Raw genomic sequence first — 16792 nt, 5'->3', positions numbered from 1 at the left:
AGGTTCCGGTCGTGGTCGGTTCAGTCTATATGCGTTGTCGCGGCCGCGCGATGGGGCGCGCGCGTCGTCTCATCATCTATGCGACTCCTCTGGAGCCCGCCCCCTGTCGTCATAAACGGCAGCTATCCTGGTTCCTGAAGGGGCCCCGGAAGGGTGTTAGTAAAAAGTAAAATGGGATACACTGAGTCCGTCTCCCGTCCAGGCTGAGGCGGGGGCGCGGGGAATTTCAGCCGATGCCGACAGACTAATCATGCGCCGATCCTTACTCACCATGCTCCTGATGATGCCGCTCGCCGCGGCAGGACAGGTTGCGCCGGTCGGTTCGGATGACGCGGCATCCCGTCTGCTGAATGGTCCCTCCGAGCGCGGCCGCGCCGATCAGGCGAGCCTGCCGCTGTGGGTGGCACCGGATGGACGCAAGCTGAGCCTTGAGTCCAACGATCGCGCCGATCCTTCGCATCCGCTCGCCTTGCGTCCCGTCGAGGCCGGCCCCGCGCTGTCCAGCGGACTGCAATACGACCTTGGTCCGCGCGTCCAGGCTCATGCCAGCGTCAGCGGGCAGGGCTGGATCAATTCCGCCGAATCCTGCGGCGCGTCGGCGAAACCCGATCGTTGCAGTTCGCCCGGCGCGCCGCCGCGTATCGTAGGTAGCGAAGTAGGGGCCACCTTCCGTGGCACCGGTTACAGCGTCGGCCTCGGTGTCGGTTCGAGCCGTCCCACCGGAACCGTTGCCGGCCTGCCGCGCGTGCTGCCCGGTCTGACCACGGCGTCCGGCCTGCCGATCAGCGCCCTTTCGTCCAGCACCGAGTTGAATGCCCACGGCCGTGTCGATCTCGGCGGACGCAGCGGCATCGACCTTGGCGCCAGCATCGGGCGTATTCGCCTGCTACCGGGCAACCTCCTGGGCATCGGGTCGGTCGATCAGAAGGCACTGAGTTTCGGCGTGGATCGCGGTCCGCTGTCGGGCTCGATCACGGGGCGCACCATGCAACCCGAAGCCACGGCAGTGAACGGTCTCAATCCCGATCGCCGTTGGAGCGCCATCGATCTGGGCGTGACCTGGCGCTTGCCATGGCGCGGCGAGTTGTCCGTCGGCGCGCAGAACGTGTGGTCGTCCGGGAATGCGCCGAGTGGACCGACCGGGCCGGAACCGGATCAGTCCCGTACGCCGTACGTCCAGTATCACCAGGACCTCTAGCAGAACCTCTCGCGAGTTCTCCAACGAAGAAGCCGCCCCGAAGGGCGGCTTCTTCGTTATGGGGCGCGGTGCGTTGCGCCCCAGATGGCCGATGGTTCGTTCAGTGCCCGGCGTTGCGTACGCGTACGTCGCCACTGAACGATTCCACGTGGATGTACGCACCACCGCCGCCGATCGTGGTCTTCAATTCCTTGCCTGGGCCGTCCTCGCCTTTCGATGGCGTGCCCCAGTCGCTGCGCAGGTCGCCACTGAAAGTGGAGGCTTCCAGGCGTGCCATGGTGTCGGATGGCAACTGAAGCTGGACGTCGCCGCTCATCGAGTCGATGTCGAGCTTGCCGTCGCGTGTGGGGCCGCCGTTGACCTGGGTGTCGCCAGACACGGTGCTGAAGCTGGCTTCCTTCCACGGGCCGCCGCCGATGGTCATACGGCCCGACACGGTTTGTGCATCGATCTTGTCGACGACGTTGGGTGCGGTGATGTCGCCCGACACCGTCTGCAAGTCGGCCTTGCCGGCGCGGCCGGCGAGATCGATGGTGCCGCTGACGGTCTGCATGCTGACCTCGGGCGACTTCAGGTTCGCGCGGATGCGTCCGCTCACCGATTCCACGTCGATCTTGCCGCCGTCGAGGCCATCCATGCTGACGGGGGCGCTGACGACGTTGATATGGATCTCGACCGATCGCGGTACGCGCACGTTGAGGGTGGTGGGCTGCATGCTGGAGTCGTTGCCCCAACTGAACCAATTGCCTTTCCGCTCGCCGCTCTGGACGCGGATGTCGACGTTGCGCTCGTCTCCTTCGATCTCGAGCGGACGCGCGCCGTCGCCGAGGGTGCCGGAGACCTGGACCTGATTCTTGTCCCAGGTCGTGACCGTGACTTCGCCTCGGACGTTGTCGATATTGACCTTCGCGTTGGGCCGGATGTCCTTCGACAGGTTGATCGGAGTCGAGGCGAATGCCTGTCCGATCGACAGCGCCAGCAGCAGGGGGGAGAGGTAGAGCGTTTTCATGGGGATGTCCTGGCTGTTCGCGTGTTAACTGGCTTGCTTGTCGAGGTTGCGCAGGCGCTCGCGCTGGCGTTCGGTGCGAATCAGCAGGCGCTGCAGCGCTGCCGACTCCGGTGAGTCCTGTATCGCCTGGGTGAGTTCCATGTGCGCGGCGTCGAGTTCCACCGCCGCGCCCGCCAGACGAGGATCGCTCGGCTTCCAGGCGTGACCGGTCGTGGCGAGGCTGTTGTCGCCCGCCGGTGCCACCAGATGCAGCCCGAGCCCGCCGCCCAGCACCGCCACGCCGGCGATCGCCGCGGCCATCAACCAGGGCCGGGCGCGATCGCGTCGACGACGCGGGGCCACGGTGGCGGCATCCAGTCGTCGGTCGATATCGGCCCACAGGTCGCGCGGCGGCGACACCGGGCGGTTGAGCGAGCGCATCTGGCGCAGGTAATCGAGTTCGTTCATGGCTTATCTCCCAGCACGCGACGGAGCAGGCCGCGTGCACGGTGCAACTGTGCTTTCGAGGAACCGACCGCCATCGACAACTCGATGGCGATCTCCTCGTGTTTCCAGCCTTCCACGTCATGCAGCACGAGGACGGCGCGAGCCCGTGGCGGCAGTGCCGCGATGGCTTGTTCCAGTTCGCCGCGCTCGAAGGCGCGGACGGGATTGTCGAGGTCGGCAACGTCAGGCAGATGTTCGTCGTCGACGATGGTGACCGGGTCGGCGTTGCGGGCGCGTATGGACATCAGCGCCACGTTCACTGCCAGCCGGTAGACCCATGTGCCGAAAGCGCTTTCGAAGCGGAACCCTTCGAGTTTCTGCCAGGCACGGACGAAGGCTTCCTGCGTGAGGTCTTCGGCGCGAGCGTGGTCGAAGCCGGCCAGTCGAAGCACGGCGCCGTAGACGCGATCGGCGTGGCGCCGGTAAAGCGTTTCGAAAGCCTTGCGATCGCCAGCCACCGCGGCACGTACGACGTCGTCGTCGGACGAGGCGACGGGCAGCTCAGGCTGCATGAAGGAGGTGGCGGCGAGGCATAGGGCGTTCATCTTGCCAGCTTGGATGCCGGCAAGGGGAAAACCGTTTAAGGCGGGGATGAAACGGCGGGAGCGCGTGGCGCGCTCCCGCCATGTGCATCAGGCGACGTGGGCCGCCGGGCGGACGACGGCGGCATCGAGTGCCTTGGTTACGCGCACGCGTTCTGCCTTGAGTCGCTCCGGCATGCGTTCGCCGAAGCCGTCGAGGTAAAGGCCGATGGCGCGCAGTTCCTCCTGCCAGCCTTCGATGTCCACCCGGAGCAGTTCGTCCACCACGCCCGTGGGCAGGCTCAGGCCGTCGAGATTGAGTTCGTCGCGGCTCGGCAGGATGCCGATGGGCGTTTCCACGCCCTTGGCCAGGCCTTCCACGCGGCTGATCATCCAGTCGAGTACGCGCAGATTCTCGCCGTAACCCGGCCACATGAAACGGCCGTCGGCGTCCTTGCGGAACCAGTTCACGTGGAAGATCCGTGGCAGCTTGGCGCCCGGCTTGTCGAACGACAGCCAATGCGCGAAGTAATCGGCGAAGTTGTAGCCGCAGAAGGGTTTCATCGCCATCGAGTCACGACGAAGCACACCGACGGCACCGGTGGCAGCGGCCGTGGTTTCCGAGCCCATGGCGGCGCCCACCAGCACGCCGTGTGCCCAGTCCTTTGCTTCGAAGACCAACGGCACGAGCGACGGGCGGCGACCACCGAAGACGATGGCCGAAATCGGGACGCCGGCCGCGTGTTCCGCCTCCGGCGCCCAGCTCGGGCACTGCTTCGCACTGACGGTGAAGCGCGAGTTGGGATGGGCTGCCGGACCGTTGGCGGGATCGTGAGGACGCCCCTGCCAGTCGGCGACCGGTTCGCCGTAGCCGAGGCCTTCCCACCACGGCTGGTTGTCCGCTGTGAGTGCCACGTTGGTGAAGATGGCATCGTGGCCCAGCGTTTCGAGCGCAGTGGGATTGGTACCCGCGCTGGTGCCGGGAGCCACGCCGAAGTAGCCCGCTTCCGGATTGATCGCCCACAGGCGGCCGTCGGCACCAGGCGTCATCCAGCAGATGTCGTCGCCCACCGTCCAGACCTTCCAGCCGGCCTTGCGATAGCCCTCGCTCGGAATGAGCATGGCGAGATTGGTTTTCCCGCACGCCGACGGAAACGCCGCCGCGATGTAGTGCTTCTCGCCCTTGGGATTCTCGACGCCCACGATCAGCATGTGTTCGGCGAGCCAGCCTTCGCTGCGCGCCTGGTAGCTGGCAATGCGCAGCGCATGGCACTTCTTGCCGAGAAGTGCGTTGCCGCCGTAGCCCGAACCGATCGACTTGATCGAGAGCTCTTCGGGGAAGTGCATGATGAAACGGCGCTCGGGGTCGAGATCGCCCGTGGAATGCAGGCCTTTCACGAACCGACCCTCGCGCTCGATGCGCGCCAGCGCCGCCGAACCCATGCGCGTCATGATGCGCATGTTGGCGACGACATAGGGGCTGTCCGTGATCTCGACGCCGCAGCGCGCGAGCGGAGAATCGATAGGTCCCATGCAATAGGGAATGACGTACATCGTGCGGCCGCGCATGGCGCCGGCAAACAGCGCGTCGATCTTGGCGTGGGCGTCTGCGGGCGCCATCCAATGGTTGTTCGGGCCGGCATCGGCTTCGTCGCTCGTGCAGACGAAGGTGAGGTGCTCCACGCGAGCCACGTCGGACGGATGCGAGCGATGCAGATAGCTGCGCGGGTGGGTGGCCTCGTTGAGCGGGAGGAGGTCGCCACTGGCGAGCATGGCCTGGACGAGGTCCGCGTACTCCGCGTCGGACCCATCGCACCAGCGGATGGAGGCGGGCTCCGTCAGCTGGGCGACCTCGTCGACCCATCGATTCAATGCATCCAGTGAACTGCCGTGCGATCGCATCCTTGGTGGTCTCCAGTTAAACGCAAGCCGCGACAGTAGTTTGCGATTCCTGGTATTGGCAAGGCACGGCGCAGCAAAACAGGCTGCCCGTTCAGGATCAGTCGATGGACTTGGCCGGCGTCAGCGTGGTGATGACGTGTTCGACGTAGGCGTCGAATTCCTCGTGCGAGAGGCGAGGCAGTCCGAGGGTGAAGTTGAGCTGGAGGAAGCCCACGTAGGCCGCGTACGTCAGCCGCGCACGATGCAGGGCCACGACGGGCTCCAGGCCGGCCTCTTGATACATGCGAGTAAGGAAGTCGATCCGTCGCTGCGAAACGCGCGACATCACCGGCACGACCTGCGGATGATCCAGTGCCTTCAGCAAGGCGGCATACACGCGGTGCGGCTGCAACTCGTGGGCCACGCGGCGGAACAGCTCAGGCAGTCGCTTGCGCGGATCGGCGATGCTCTCGATCTCGGCGAGGACCTCGCGTTCCCCGTACTCTTCCCAGCGCTCCAGGGCGGCCTGGAGCAAGGCTTCGCGCGTGCGGAAATGCCAGTAGAAACTGCCCTTGGTGACGCCCAGCCGCCGCGCCAGGGCCTCGACGGCAAGCGCGCCGACGCCTTGTTCGGCGATGAGTGCCAGGGCGCCATCTTCCCAGTCCTCGGCGGAGAGGCGGACGCGTTCGTTCTTTGCACCGTCGTTCATCGACGCATGGTAGCCGAGACGCGGGCGTTTGCAATCGGGGCGCTGCGACGCATGCTGCATAAGACCTTGACTTGGAAGCGCTTACCTGACCGTACGCGGGCGTATTGACGCAGGCGCTGGCGCATCACATACTCGGCCGTATGGTTGCCGATCCCGCCCACGTGTCCTCTGCCCGCGCAAGCGTCGTCTCCCTGGACGGCCTGGCGCTTGCGACCCAGCGCTGGCGCGGCGAACGCTCGCCGTCGCTGCTCTTCGCCCACGGCTTCGGGCAGACCCGTCACGCTTGGAACGGCGCGGCGCGCGCACTCGCAGCGCAGGGTTTCGATGCCACGACGTTCGACGCGCGTGGTCACGGCGAAAGCGAGCGTGTGCCGCGCGGCGACTATCACATGGAACAGTTCGTGGCGGACCTGCTCGCCGTCGCCGACGTATCGCCGTCGGCCGATGGTCGTCCGCCCGTGCTGGTGGGTGCGTCGATGGGCGGTCTGCTCGGCCTGGTTGCGGCAGGCGAGTCGGCAGGAGCCAAGGCGCCGTTCTCGGCGTTGGTCTTGGTCGATATCACACCGCGATGGGAAACGGCAGGTGTGGAACGTATCCTCGGCTTCATGCGCGCTCACCCCCAAGGTTTCGCGAACTATGACGAGGCGGCCTCGGCCATTGAGGCGTACCTGCCGCATCGGCGCGAGCGCAAGACGGAAGCGCAGTTGAAGCCGTTGCTGCGCCAGGACACCGACGGTCGTCTGCGCTGGCACTGGGATCCGGCCCTGCTCGATGGCGTGGTCCAGGAGAGCGAGCGCTACCAGCCGCGCCTGTTCGCTGCCGCTGCGCGTGTCGATGTGCCCGTGCTGTTGCTGTCCGGTTCGCGCAGCGACGTGGTCTCCAGCCACACCGTCGACGAATTTCTCCGCCTCGTACCGCATGCGCGCCACGTGGCGCTGGCAGATGCCACGCACATGGTGGCGGGCGATGCCAACGACGCCTTCACCCGCGAGATCGCGGCCTTCATGCATACGCTTTGATTCACCCGCTTTGATTCAATGTTTTACGTAACGAACGACAGCAACGACCCGACTGTGATGAGGTAATTCCGATGTCTGCGATCCTAGTTGTGCTGGCGGCGCTCATTGCCTCCGGTGCCTGTGCCTACCACCGCACGTCCCTCCGGACGTGGGCCATTGCCACGGCGGCCACGATCCTGGTCGTGGGTGTGATCGCCCGGGCTCCGGCCACCACCGTCGTCCTGCTGATCCTGCTCGCCATCGTCGCGGTGCCGCTGATGATGGTGGACTTCCGTCGCAAGAAGATCAGCGCGCCGCTGCTTTCGATGTTCGCGAAGGTCACGCCGAAGCTTTCCGAGACCGAACAGACCGCGCTTGAGGCCGGTACCGTCGGTTTCGAAGGCCAGTTGTTCTCGGGCAAGCCGAACTGGTCGGAGCTGCTTCGCCAGCCGAAGCCCGAGCTTTCCGTCGAAGAGCAGGCGTTCCTTGACGGTCCCGTCGAAGAACTCTGCGGCATGATCGACGATTGGCAGATCACCCACGAACTGGCGGACCTGCCGCCCGAGGTCTGGGATTTCATCAAGAAGAACAAGTTCTTCGGCATGATCATCCCGAAGAGCTACGGCGGTCTCGGGTTCTCCGCGCTGGCGCATTCGGCCGTGCTGCAGAAGCTGTCCAGCATGTCGCAGACGCTGGCTTCCACCGTCGCCGTGCCGAACTCGCTCGGGCCGGGCGAACTGCTGATGCATTACGGCAGCGACGAGCAGAAAAACCACTACCTACCGCGCCTCGCCGACGGTCGCGAGATTCCGTGCTTCGCGCTCACCGGTCCCTACGCCGGTTCCGACGCCACCTCAATTCCCGACTTCGGCATCGTCACCAAGGGCATGTGGAATGGCGAGGAAACGCTCGGCATCCGCCTGACCTTCGACAAGCGCTATATCACCTTGGCGCCGGTGGCGACGATCGTCGGCCTGGCGTTCCGCATGTACGACCCGGAGAAGCTCCTGGGTGACAAGGAAGACCTGGGCATCACGCTGGCACTGCTGCCGCGCGAAACGCCGGGAATGGAAATCGGTCGCCGTCACTTCCCGCTCAACACGCCGTTCCAGAACGGCCCGGTGCACGCCAAGGACATGTTCGTGCCCTTGTCGGTGTTGATCGGCGGCCCGCACATGGCCGGCCACGGCTGGCGCATGCTGGTCGAGTGCCTGTCGGTGGGACGCGCGATCTCGCTGCCGTCGAACGCGACCGGCGCGTCGCGCATGGCCGTTGCAGCAACCGGTGCGTATGCACGCATGCGCAAGCAGTTCGGTCTCGCCATCGGTCGCTTCGAGGGCGTTGAAGAAGCGCTGGCGCGTATCGGTGGTCTCACCTACGCCACGCAGGCCTTGTCGCGCGCCACCGCTGCTGCAGTGGATCGCGGCGAGAAGCCGGCGGTGCCGTCGGCCATCGCCAAGTACCACGCTACGGAGTGGTGCCGTCAGATCGCTTCCGATGCCATGGACGTTCATGGCGGCAAGGGCGTGATCCTCGGTCCGAAGAACTACATGGGCCGCGGTTGGCAGAGTGTGCCCATCGCCATCACGGTCGAGGGCGCGAACATCATGACGCGCAGCCTGATGATCTTCGGTCAGGGCGCCATCCGCTGCCACCCTTACGTGTTGAAGGAAATGCAGGCGCTGAACATCGCGGACTACCGTGAGCGTCTCAAGACCTTCGACCAGGCGTTGTTCGGCCACATCGGCTTCGGTATCTCGAATGCCGTGCGCAGCTTCGTGCTCGGCCTGACCGCTGCGAAAATCGGCGACACCGCGGGCGATGCGTATACGCGTCGCTACTACCGCAAGCTCAATCGCTATTCGGCGGCGCTCGCGCTGTGCGCCGACGTGTCGATGGGCGTGCTGGGCGGCAAGCTGAAGTTCAAGGAAAAGCTGTCGGCTCGCCTGGGTGACACGCTGTCGTACCTCTACATCGCCAGCGCGATGCTGAAGCGCTACGAAGACACCGGTCGCCCCGAAGCGGATCGTCCGCTGCTTGCCTGGGCCTTCCACGAGTGCGTATGGAAGATGCAGATGGCGCTCGATGGCGTGATCCGCAACTTCCCCGTTCGTCCCGTCGCGTGGCTGCTGCGTGCGCTCGTGTTCCCGTTCGGTCGCCGCGAGGTTCCGCCGTCGGATCGCCTCGGTCGTCGCGTGGCGGCGCTCATCACGGCGCCGAGCGAGGCACGCGATCGCCTTACCGCGTGGACCTACCTCACGCCCACGGCGAACAACACCGTGGGTCGCATGAACCAGATCCTGCCTGACGTGATCGCGGCCGAGCCGGTCGAGCGCAAGTTCCTCAAGGCGTTCAAGGGCGGTCAGCTCCGCGCGCATACGTACAACGAGCAACTGGCCGAAGCCGAGAAGCTGGGCGCCATCACCGCTGCGGAACGCGAGCTGCTGCAGCGCGTCCGCGACGGCGTCGCCGAGTTCATTTCGGTGGACGACTTCGATAGCGAGGAACTGCGTGCGAACGTGGTACGCAACGCCGAGACCATGAAGTCGGTGCGGGCTGCGTAAGTTCCTCTTTCCAGGGATGGAAACACGAAAGGCCGCGAGCGATCGCGGCCTTTCTTTTGGTTCTTCGTGCAGTAACACCGGGAGAGGCACATGCGAGCCGCCAGGCGGCTCCCACAAGAGGGGCGCGCGGGCCACGCATCTCTCAGTGCATCCGCGAGGGCGGAAGAAGCAGGCCAGCATGCGCTAGACCGGCACAAGGCGAAACCGGATCAGATTTCGCCGCAACCTTCCTGTTTCGCCACGACTTCAAGCAGGCGCTCTTCGACTTCGTCGCGCGTGTGCGCACGGAAGAGGCGTGGCGCGGCGCGACGCAGGGCGGCGCAATCGAGCTTGGTCAATCGGTCGCGCACCTGGAGAAGCTGCCCAGGGTGCATGCTGAATTCCTCGAGGCCCATGGCGAGGAGGAGGGCGGTGAACTGCGTGTCGCCGGCGATCTCACCGCAAAGGCTCACCGGCTTCTTCGCGCGACGTGCGCTGGCAATCACATGGGCGATAAGGCGCAGGAATGCCGGCTGCAGCGGGTCGTAGATGCCGTCGAGTGCATCGTTGTTGCGATCGGCCGCGAGGACGTATTGCGCGAGATCGTTGGTGCCGATGGCGAGGAAGTCGGCCTTCGCGAGAATCGATGTGACGCTGATTGCCGCTGCCGGGACTTCGATCATGGCGCCGATGTCCAGTCGTTCTGGCAACTCCTGACCCTGCCGTGCGAGATCCTCGCGCGCCTTCTTGATCAGGTTGCGAACCGCGGTGAGTTCGCCCAGATGCGTGACCATCGGAATGAGGATCCGCACCGGGCCATAGCAGGCGGCGCGCAGGATGGCGCGCAATTGCACGCTGAAGATGTCGGCGTAACGCAAGGACAGCCGGATGCCGCGTACGCCCAGAGCCGGATTTTCCTCGCCACGTAGCGCGAGCCCCGCGGAATCGGCTTTGTCGGCACCCAGGTCGAGCGTGCGAATGGTGACGGGAAGCCCGCCCATGCCCAGCACGACGTCACGATAGGCGGCGAACTGTTCGTCTTCCGACGGCAGACCGCGCTGGCGCAGGAACAGGAATTCGGAGCGGTACAGGCCGATGCCATCCGCGCCGCGCGCGCGCGCGAGGGTAATGTCGCCGGCCAGTTCCGCGTTGGCGTAAAGCCGCACGTGCGCGCCATCGCGGGTGAGCGTGGGCGCCGTGGCGAGCGCCGCCAGGCGGCGACCTTCGGCGGCGGCCTGGCGCTGCCATTGCCGGTATCGCGCGAGATCCTGTGCCGTGGGATGCACGATGACCTCGCCGAGTTCCGCATCAATCAGGACGAGGTCGTCGTCGTTGATCGTGGCGAGCGCATCGCGGGTGCCGACGAGCATCGGCAGGTTGAAGCTGCGCGCCAGAATGGCGCTGTGCGAATAGATGCTGCCGGCGCTGGCGATGACGCCGAGCATGCCCTGACCGGCCATACCTGCCATATCGGCCGGCGCCACGGTATCGCTGACGACGATCTCGCCGACGCGCGAGGCCAGCTTGCGCTCTTCGCGGCTCGAAGGCTGGTTGAGCGCGGACATGACGCGTCCGATGACCTGGTCGATGTCTTCGCCGCGGCTCTTGAGGTACGGGTCGTTCATGGCGTCGAATACGGCGGCGAGCCGGTCGCGTTGCATCTTCAACGCGGCGCTGGCCGTGTAATGGCCGACGGACACCAGGTCATCGAGACCGCGCAGCAGTTCTTCGTCGTCGAGCAGCAGGCTGTGCGCATCGATGAAGTCGCCGACTTCGCGGGCGAGGGCGCCATGCAGCTTGCCGCGCAGTTCGCGGAGTTCCGTGCGGGCCGTATCGATGGCCTTGTGCAGGCGCTCGATCTCGGGGCCGACTTCGGCGTCTTCCAGCATACGCATGTCGACGGCGAGAATGCTCGGCTGGACGAGGCGCGCTCGGCCAAGCGTCATACCGCGTGCGGCAGGGGTGCCTTTCAGCACGATTCTCATGGAGACCTCGGCCGTGGCGAGCAGTCCATGCTCAGGCGCCTTCGTCGAACTTGCGGTCGAAGAGATCGACGACGGCCTGGACCGCCGCTTCCTCGTCCTCACCTTCGGCGCGAACGGTGAGTGCCGTACCGATGCCGGCTGCCAGCATCATCACGCCCATGATGCTCTGCGCGTTGACTTCGCGACCGCGGCTGATGAGCCAGACGGTCGATTTGAATCCCGAAACGAGCTGTACGAGCTTGGCGGACGCTCGCGCGTGAAGGCCGAGCCGGTTGGATACCACGATGTCCCGTTCAAGCATGATCGATGAATATCCCTCCGCGACCGCCGCTGGCTGCAATCTCGGCCAGCTCGGTCAACGATTTTTCCGAATAGTTGAGGACGCGCAGCAGCATGGGCAGGTTGAGCCCGGATACGCAGCGCAGATGCACGCCCAGTTCGCTGAGCGACAGGCCGATGTTGCACGGTGTGGCGCCATAGAGATCCGCTAGCACGAGCACGCCTTCGCCGTGGTCGAGTTCTCGGGCATGGTGCGCGGTAAGTGTGCGCATGACGTCCGGGTCGGCACTCGGAGGTACCTCGACGGCGTCCACTTCGAGCGGCAGCTTGGGCATCACGTGGCGGGCGGCCGAAATCAGCGCCTTGCCGACGGCTTCGTGGGTCATGAGGAGGACGCCGACGCTCATCGCCCGGTATCTCGTAATGGCTTGGGCAGGATCATGGGTCACTCGAGCTCGCGATGGAAGGTCAGTACGTTGCCGCGTTCGGAGCGAAAATGCTGTGCAAGCTTCTCGACCAGATAAACCGAGCGGTGGCGTCCGCCGGTGCAGCCGATGGAAACCGTGACGTAGCTGCGGTCCTCCCCCTCGAAGCGCGGCAGCCACGTGTCCAGCCACCGGGCTACGTCGGCATAGTACTCGCCCACGAGCGGGTTCGCGTCGAGAAACTCCCGGACGGGGAGATCCTTGCCGGAGAACGGACGAAGCCGGGGATCCCAGTGGGGATTCGGCAGGCAGCGCGCATCGAAGACGAAATCCGCGTCGGAAGGCAGCCCCCGCCGGTAGGCGAAAGATTCGAAGAGGATGGTGGTGCCGTCCGATGCCGCCGCGTAGCCGGTGGCAAAAAGCCGGCGCAACTGGTGGACGTTGAGGTCGCTGGAATCGATGACCTTCTCGGCGATCGACACCAGCGGCCGGAGCAGCTTGCGCTCCTGGGCGATCGAATCGGCCAGGGAGAGCTTTTCCGCCGCCAGCGGATGGCGACGGCGCGTTTCCGAATAGCGCTTGATCAGGACGTCGTCGCGGCTGTCGAGGAAGATCAGATGCACGTGTACGCCGGCCGTCGACAGCTCGGAGAGCACGTGCGGCATGCGCGACAGATCGACCCGGCGATTGCGAACGTCCACGCCGACGGCGATGCGCCGACGCGGCCCGTGCTCGCCCTGGCTCACGGCGGCAACCAGTTGCGGAATCAGTTCCGCGGGCAGGTTGTCGACGCAATAGAACTCGAGGTCTTCAAGTGCGCGCAGCGCCACGGTCTTGCCGCCGCCGGACATGCCGGTAAGCACCACCAGATGGATGCCGTCGGGGTCGACGATCGGATTCATGAGGTCGTCAGTCACGGAGGTCACCACGGGGAGAAGCGACGCATCTGGTGCGCCTGTCGATCGATGAAGGTCTGTGCCGGGTCGATGCCCTTGCTCTTGAGAACGTGATTGCGCACGGCGGCCTCGACCAGCACCGCGAGGTTGCGGCCGGGCGCGACGGGAATGGTGATCTTGGGCACGTCGACGTCGAGCACGTTGCGCCGGCTGACATCGCCGGTGAGTCGGGTCATGGCGTCGGTTTCCTCACCGTCGCGCAGCGGTTTCAGGTGGACCACCAGGCGCAGGTACTTGGACGGTTTCACCGCCGTGTGGCCGAACATCTCGCGGATGTTGAGCACACCGAGACCGCGCACTTCGAGCAGGTCCTGCAGCAGCTCCGGACAGGCGCCGTCGATGACGTCGGGTGCAATCAGGGTGAACTCGGTGGCATCGTCGGCGACCAGGCGATGACCGCGGCTGATCAGTTCCAGCGCAAGCTCGCTCTTGCCCGAACCCGGCTCGCCGGTGATGAGCACGCCGATGGAGAACACTTCGAGAAACACGCCATGCAGCGTCACCCGCGGCGCCAAGGTGCGCGCCAGGTGGTATTGCAGGTAGGTAAGCAGCTCGTGGCCGCGCTTGGTGCTCTGCCACAGCGGCGTATCGGTTTCTTCCGCCACTTCGCGCAGGTCCGACGGGATCGGTTGATCCTTCGTGACGATCAGCGCAGCGGGCTGGTAGGCGGCGATCTTGTGGATCGCTTCCCAGCGCTGGCGGGAGTCCATGCCATCGAGGTAGTTGAGCTCCTCGGTACCGATGATCTGCACCTTGTTGGGGTAGATCACGTTGAGGTAGCCCACCAGCGACGGGCGGCGGCTCTGCTTGGCGTTGGGTTCGAGGACGCGCGACTCGCCACGCATGCCCGCCACCCAGCGCAAGGCCATGCGCTCGTGTACCCCGTCGAAGAGTTGTCTGGCGGTAAGCCGGTCCACGCTTGGGTCCCTTGAGATGGAAAGGCCGGCACGCAAGGCGTGCCGGCCTGGGTCCTATTGTGCCATCAAGGGCGGTGGGGCGGCGGGCCGGGCGTCTGCCCGGCGGGGCTCAGCTCGCTGCGCGGGCGTCGCGCCCCTCGCTGTTGTGGTGATCCTTGAGCTTTTCCTTATGCTTGCGGAGCTGGTCCGCGAGCTTGGCGATCATGGCGTCGATCGCCGTGTACATCGTGTCGTTCTTGTTGTCGTCCTCGAGCCGGGCAATGCCGTCCGCATGCAGCCGCGTACCGGCGCAATGCAGGGTGCCACCGGCCTTGTGCTCGTTCTTGTCCACGGAAAGAACGACGTCGAGGCCCTTGATGTTGTCGAAAAGGCGTTCGAAGCGGCTGATCTGCTGTTCCACGCGCTCACGCAGAGCCGGGGTGATTTGGATGTGCTGGCCGCTGATCTGGATTTGCATTGACGCCTCCTTCTTGCTGAGGGTGCCGCCTCGCGGCGACGAGATCGAGGCGGCGGAAACACCGCCTCTCTAGCCTGAATCTGTGGGACCGTGGGTGTGCTGTGGGGTTCCCTCGGTCGTTAACTGGCGCGAATACGTTCGCTGGAACTGGGGATGCGCATCGCTTCGCGGTACTTGGCCACCGTACGGCGGGCGACCTGAATGCCGCGTCGATGCAGTTCTTCCGCCAGGGCCTGGTCGGACAGGGGGCGGCGCGCGTCTTCGGCGAGGATCAGCTTGCGCAGCATGGCCTGGATGGCCGTGGCCGATGCGCTGCCGCCGTCTTCGGTGGCGACACCGCTGGAGAAGAAGTGCTTGAGCTCGAAGGTGCCGCGTGGCGTGTGCATGTACTTGCGGGTGGTGACGCGGGAAATGGTCGATTCGTGCATGCCCACTTCCTCGGCCACCTCGCGGAGCACGAGCGGATGCATGGCTTCCGGGCCGTAGTCGAGGAACGCGCTTTGCCGCCGGACGATCACCTCCGCCACCTTCTGCAGCGTTTCCGCACGGGATTGCAGGCTCTTAAGCAGCCAACGGGCTTCCTGCAGCTGGCCCTTCATCCACGTGGCGTCGTCGCCGCGCGCGCGGGCAATGAGGTTGCAATAGTGCTGGTTGAGGCCAAGGCGCGGCTGGGCATCCGGATTCAGACTGACCTGCCAGCGTCCGTTCTCCCGGCGTGCGTAGACGTCCGGCGCCACGTATTCCACGGGCGTGGCATCCAGTGCCGCACCGGGCCGCGGGTCCAGGCTGCGGATCAGGGCGGCGGCTGCCGCAACGTCTGCCTCGGGCGCCTTCAGGCGGCGGGCGATCTTCGCCGCGTCGTTGCGCGCCAGCAGCTCCAGCTCCTCGTTGACGATGCGGATCGCGAGTTCGCGATGCGGCGTCTCGAACGAGAACTGGGACAGCTGGCAGAACAGGCAATCGCGGAGATCGAGGCTGGCGATGCCGGTCGGGTCGAACCGTTGTACGCGCTGCCGCACCGCTTCGATTTCCTCGGCGCTGGCATGCAGTTGAGCGGGCAGGGCGGCTTCGACAGCGGCCACCCCGTCACGCAGGTATCCGTCCTCGTCCAGCGCATGGATGATCGCCATGGCGATGCCGTGATCGCGCGGCGAGAACTGCGACAGATTGAGCTGCCACTCAAGGTGTTGCTGAAGGCTTTCCGGCGCCGCGTTCTGAGGCTCGAAGCCGTCTTCGTCGACGCCTCCCGTCCGCGAGGACGAGCCCGCGTAGTCGCCTGCTTCACCGTGGAAACGGTCGTCTTCCCACTCGGGTGCCAGTTCTTCCGACGGGGTGGCGGTCGATTCCTCGTCTTCTTTCGACGCCTTGGTGGGCTGCTGCTCGCGCGAGAGAAACTCAGGGCTTTCGTAACCCTCGTCTGCCTCGCCCTCCGCCTCCGGCTCGGCCTCGGCGTCTTCCGCGAATTCGAGCAGCGGGTTGCTTTCCGCGATCTGGCGGAGTTCGGCCTCGAGCTCAAGCTGTGACAACTGCAGCAGGCGGATGGCCTGTTGGAGCTGCGGGGTCAGCGTGAGCTGCTGGTGGAGGCGAAACTGAAGTCCGGGTTTCATGCCTTCGGCGCTTTGGGTTACGCAGCCATCGTAACCCCTTACGGGCCGCGCAAACCAGCACCGTTACGGCTAGGCCACCCGTCGGAATGCGACGCGTGTGTCAGATACGGAATTCACGCCCCAGGTACACCTCGCGCACCTTTTCGTCGGCGAGGATGTGCTGAGGTGTGCCCCGGGAGAGGACCTCGCCGTCGTTCAGGATGTACGCCCGGTCGCAGATGCCGAGGGTCTCGCGGACGTTGTGGTCGGTGATGAGCACCCCGATGCCGCGTTCCTTCAGATGGCGGACGATGCGCTGGATCTCGCCAACGGAGATCGGGTCCACGCCTGCGAACGGTTCGTCGAGCAGCATGTAGCGCGGGCGCGCCGCCAGGGCGCGGGCGATTTCGACGCGACGACGCTCGCCACCGGACAGGCTGATGCCTTTCTGCTCGGCGATATGGGCGATCTTGAGTTCGTCGAGAAGGCTTTCCAGCTCGTCTTCGCGCTGCTTCTGGGACATGCCGTCACGCAGTTCGAGCACGGCCAGGATGTTGTCCGATACGCTGAGCCGACGGAACACCGAGGCTTCCTGCGGCAGGTAGCCGATACCGAGCTTTGCCCGCGAGTGCATGGGCAGGCCGGTGATGTCCTGCTCGTCGAGCTTGATCGACCCGGCATCCGCCTGGATGAGGCCGACTACCATGTAGAAGCAGGTGGTCTTGCCGGCACCGTTGGGGCCGAGCAGACCCACCACTTCACCTTCGCGAATGGAGAATGCGAAATCGCGGACTACCTGGCGCGCGCGGAAGCGCTTCTGCAGGCCTTGGGCTGAGAGCATC

The 16792-nt window shown here is 65.5% G+C and carries 16 protein-coding genes; 3 read left to right on the top strand and 13 right to left on the bottom strand.

The features are described from left to right. Positions 1-250 precede the first annotated feature (250 nt). A complete protein-coding gene (locus tag BT115_RS07750; RefSeq protein WP_072321879.1) occupies positions 251-1198 on the top strand; it encodes a hypothetical protein in 948 nt (315 codons plus the stop codon). Between the two features lie 100 nt (positions 1199-1298). On the opposite strand, the gene BT115_RS07745 is transcribed toward BT115_RS07750, so the two are convergent. The 5 genes from BT115_RS07745 to BT115_RS07725 all read right to left on the bottom strand — a co-directional run bounded on the left by BT115_RS07745 (position 1299) and on the right by BT115_RS07725 (position 5804). Further along, the gene (locus tag BT115_RS07745; protein WP_072321878.1) at positions 1299-2207 is read right to left on the bottom strand and encodes a DUF4097 family beta strand repeat-containing protein; all 909 of its coding nucleotides are present in this window, start codon (positions 2205-2207) and stop codon (positions 1299-1301) included. Positions 2208-2231: 24 nt separating this feature from the next. Next, a complete protein-coding gene (locus BT115_RS07740; protein ID WP_072321877.1) occupies positions 2232-2654 on the bottom strand; it encodes a hypothetical protein in 423 nt (140 codons plus the stop codon). Beyond that, the gene (locus BT115_RS07735) at positions 2651-3205 is read right to left on the bottom strand and encodes an RNA polymerase sigma factor (RefSeq protein WP_072322312.1); all 555 of its coding nucleotides are present in this window, start codon (positions 3203-3205) and stop codon (positions 2651-2653) included. Before BT115_RS07735 ends, BT115_RS07740 begins: the two co-directional genes overlap by 4 nt. Before the next feature lie 120 nt (positions 3206-3325). Then, a complete protein-coding gene (locus tag BT115_RS07730; protein WP_072321876.1) occupies positions 3326-5116 on the bottom strand; it encodes a phosphoenolpyruvate carboxykinase (GTP) in 1791 nt (596 codons plus the stop codon). Positions 5117-5213: 97 nt separating this feature from the next. Further along, complete coding sequence (locus BT115_RS07725) at positions 5214-5804, bottom strand: TetR/AcrR family transcriptional regulator (RefSeq protein WP_072322311.1); 591 nt, start codon at positions 5802-5804, stop codon at positions 5214-5216. A 140-nt stretch (positions 5805-5944) separates the two neighbouring features. On the opposite strand from BT115_RS07725, the gene BT115_RS07720 reads away from it, so the two are divergent. Both BT115_RS07720 and BT115_RS07715 read left to right on the top strand, forming a co-directional pair. Next, positions 5945-6823, top strand: a complete 879-nt coding sequence (locus BT115_RS07720; RefSeq protein WP_072322310.1) for an alpha/beta fold hydrolase — start codon at positions 5945-5947, stop codon at positions 6821-6823. A 71-nt stretch (positions 6824-6894) separates the two neighbouring features. Next, positions 6895-9366, top strand: a complete 2472-nt coding sequence (locus BT115_RS07715) for an acyl-CoA dehydrogenase (RefSeq protein WP_072321875.1) — start codon at positions 6895-6897, stop codon at positions 9364-9366. A gap of 209 nt (positions 9367-9575) precedes the next feature. On the opposite strand, the gene ptsP is transcribed toward BT115_RS07715, so the two are convergent. From ptsP to lptB, 8 genes are all read right to left on the bottom strand, one after another. Continuing rightward, entirely contained in the window at positions 9576-11330 is a 1755-nt protein-coding gene (gene ptsP, locus BT115_RS07710) for a phosphoenolpyruvate--protein phosphotransferase (protein WP_072321874.1), read from the bottom strand. Between the two features lie 31 nt (positions 11331-11361). After that, positions 11362-11631, bottom strand: coding sequence for an HPr family phosphocarrier protein (locus BT115_RS07705; RefSeq protein WP_072321873.1), 270 nt, complete (start codon positions 11629-11631; stop codon positions 11362-11364). After that, positions 11624-12016: a PTS sugar transporter subunit IIA gene (locus BT115_RS07700; protein WP_072321872.1), complete on the bottom strand. Its 393-nt coding sequence runs from the start codon at positions 12014-12016 to the stop codon at positions 11624-11626. The genes BT115_RS07705 and BT115_RS07700 overlap by 8 nt, the downstream gene beginning before the upstream one ends. Positions 12017-12054: 38 nt before the next feature. Then, positions 12055-12936, bottom strand: a complete 882-nt coding sequence (rapZ, locus tag BT115_RS07695; protein ID WP_143144518.1) for an RNase adapter RapZ — start codon at positions 12934-12936, stop codon at positions 12055-12057. Positions 12937-12956: 20 nt separating this feature from the next. After that, complete coding sequence (gene hprK, locus BT115_RS07690) at positions 12957-13907, bottom strand: HPr(Ser) kinase/phosphatase (RefSeq protein WP_072321871.1); 951 nt, start codon at positions 13905-13907, stop codon at positions 12957-12959. Between the two features lie 109 nt (positions 13908-14016). Further along, entirely contained in the window at positions 14017-14364 is a 348-nt protein-coding gene (gene raiA, locus BT115_RS07685) for a ribosome hibernation-promoting factor, HPF/YfiA family (protein WP_072321870.1), read from the bottom strand. 119 nt (positions 14365-14483) lie between these two features. After that, the gene (locus tag BT115_RS07680; RefSeq protein WP_072321869.1) at positions 14484-15971 is read right to left on the bottom strand and encodes an RNA polymerase factor sigma-54; all 1488 of its coding nucleotides are present in this window, start codon (positions 15969-15971) and stop codon (positions 14484-14486) included. Positions 15972-16071: 100 nt separating this feature from the next. Further along, complete coding sequence (lptB, locus tag BT115_RS07675) at positions 16072-16791, bottom strand: LPS export ABC transporter ATP-binding protein (protein ID WP_072321868.1); 720 nt, start codon at positions 16789-16791, stop codon at positions 16072-16074. Between the last annotated feature and the right edge of the window lies 1 nt (position 16792).

The organism is Luteibacter sp. UNCMF366Tsu5.1 (assembly GCF_900119235.1).
Classification (GTDB): Bacteria; Pseudomonadota; Gammaproteobacteria; order Xanthomonadales; family Rhodanobacteraceae; genus Luteibacter; species Luteibacter flocculans.
The sequence above is the reverse complement of the archived record's forward strand: the minus strand, read 5'-3'. Positions and strand labels throughout refer to the sequence as shown.

Coding starts and splice junctions, on each gene's coding strand:
- BT115_RS07750 (WP_072321879.1), top strand. CDS start 251: ATGCGCCGATCCTTACTCACCATGCTCCTGATGATGCCGCTCGCCGCG.
- BT115_RS07745 (WP_072321878.1), bottom strand. CDS start 2,207: ATGAAAACGCTCTACCTCTCCCCCCTGCTGCTGGCGCTGTCGATCGGA.
- BT115_RS07740 (WP_072321877.1), bottom strand. CDS start 2,654: ATGAACGAACTCGATTACCTGCGCCAGATGCGCTCGCTCAACCGCCCG.
- BT115_RS07735 (WP_072322312.1), bottom strand. CDS start 3,205: ATGCAGCCTGAGCTGCCCGTCGCCTCGTCCGACGACGACGTCGTACGT.
- BT115_RS07730 (WP_072321876.1), bottom strand. CDS start 5,116: ATGCGATCGCACGGCAGTTCACTGGATGCATTGAATCGATGGGTCGAC.
- BT115_RS07725 (WP_072322311.1), bottom strand. CDS start 5,804: ATGAACGACGGTGCAAAGAACGAACGCGTCCGCCTCTCCGCCGAGGAC.
- BT115_RS07720 (WP_072322310.1), top strand. CDS start 5,945: ATGGTTGCCGATCCCGCCCACGTGTCCTCTGCCCGCGCAAGCGTCGTC.
- BT115_RS07715 (WP_072321875.1), top strand. CDS start 6,895: ATGTCTGCGATCCTAGTTGTGCTGGCGGCGCTCATTGCCTCCGGTGCC.
- ptsP (WP_072321874.1), bottom strand. CDS start 11,330: ATGAGAATCGTGCTGAAAGGCACCCCTGCCGCACGCGGTATGACGCTT.
- BT115_RS07705 (WP_072321873.1), bottom strand. CDS start 11,631: ATGCTTGAACGGGACATCGTGGTATCCAACCGGCTCGGCCTTCACGCG.
- BT115_RS07700 (WP_072321872.1), bottom strand. CDS start 12,016: ATGAGCGTCGGCGTCCTCCTCATGACCCACGAAGCCGTCGGCAAGGCG.
- rapZ (WP_143144518.1), bottom strand. CDS start 12,936: ATGAATCCGATCGTCGACCCCGACGGCATCCATCTGGTGGTGCTTACC.
- raiA (WP_072321870.1), bottom strand. CDS start 14,364: ATGCAAATCCAGATCAGCGGCCAGCACATCCAAATCACCCCGGCTCTG.
- BT115_RS07680 (WP_072321869.1), bottom strand. CDS start 15,971: ATGAAACCCGGACTTCAGTTTCGCCTCCACCAGCAGCTCACGCTGACC.
- lptB (WP_072321868.1), bottom strand. CDS start 16,791: ATGCTCTCAGCCCAAGGCCTGCAGAAGCGCTTCCGCGCGCGCCAGGTA.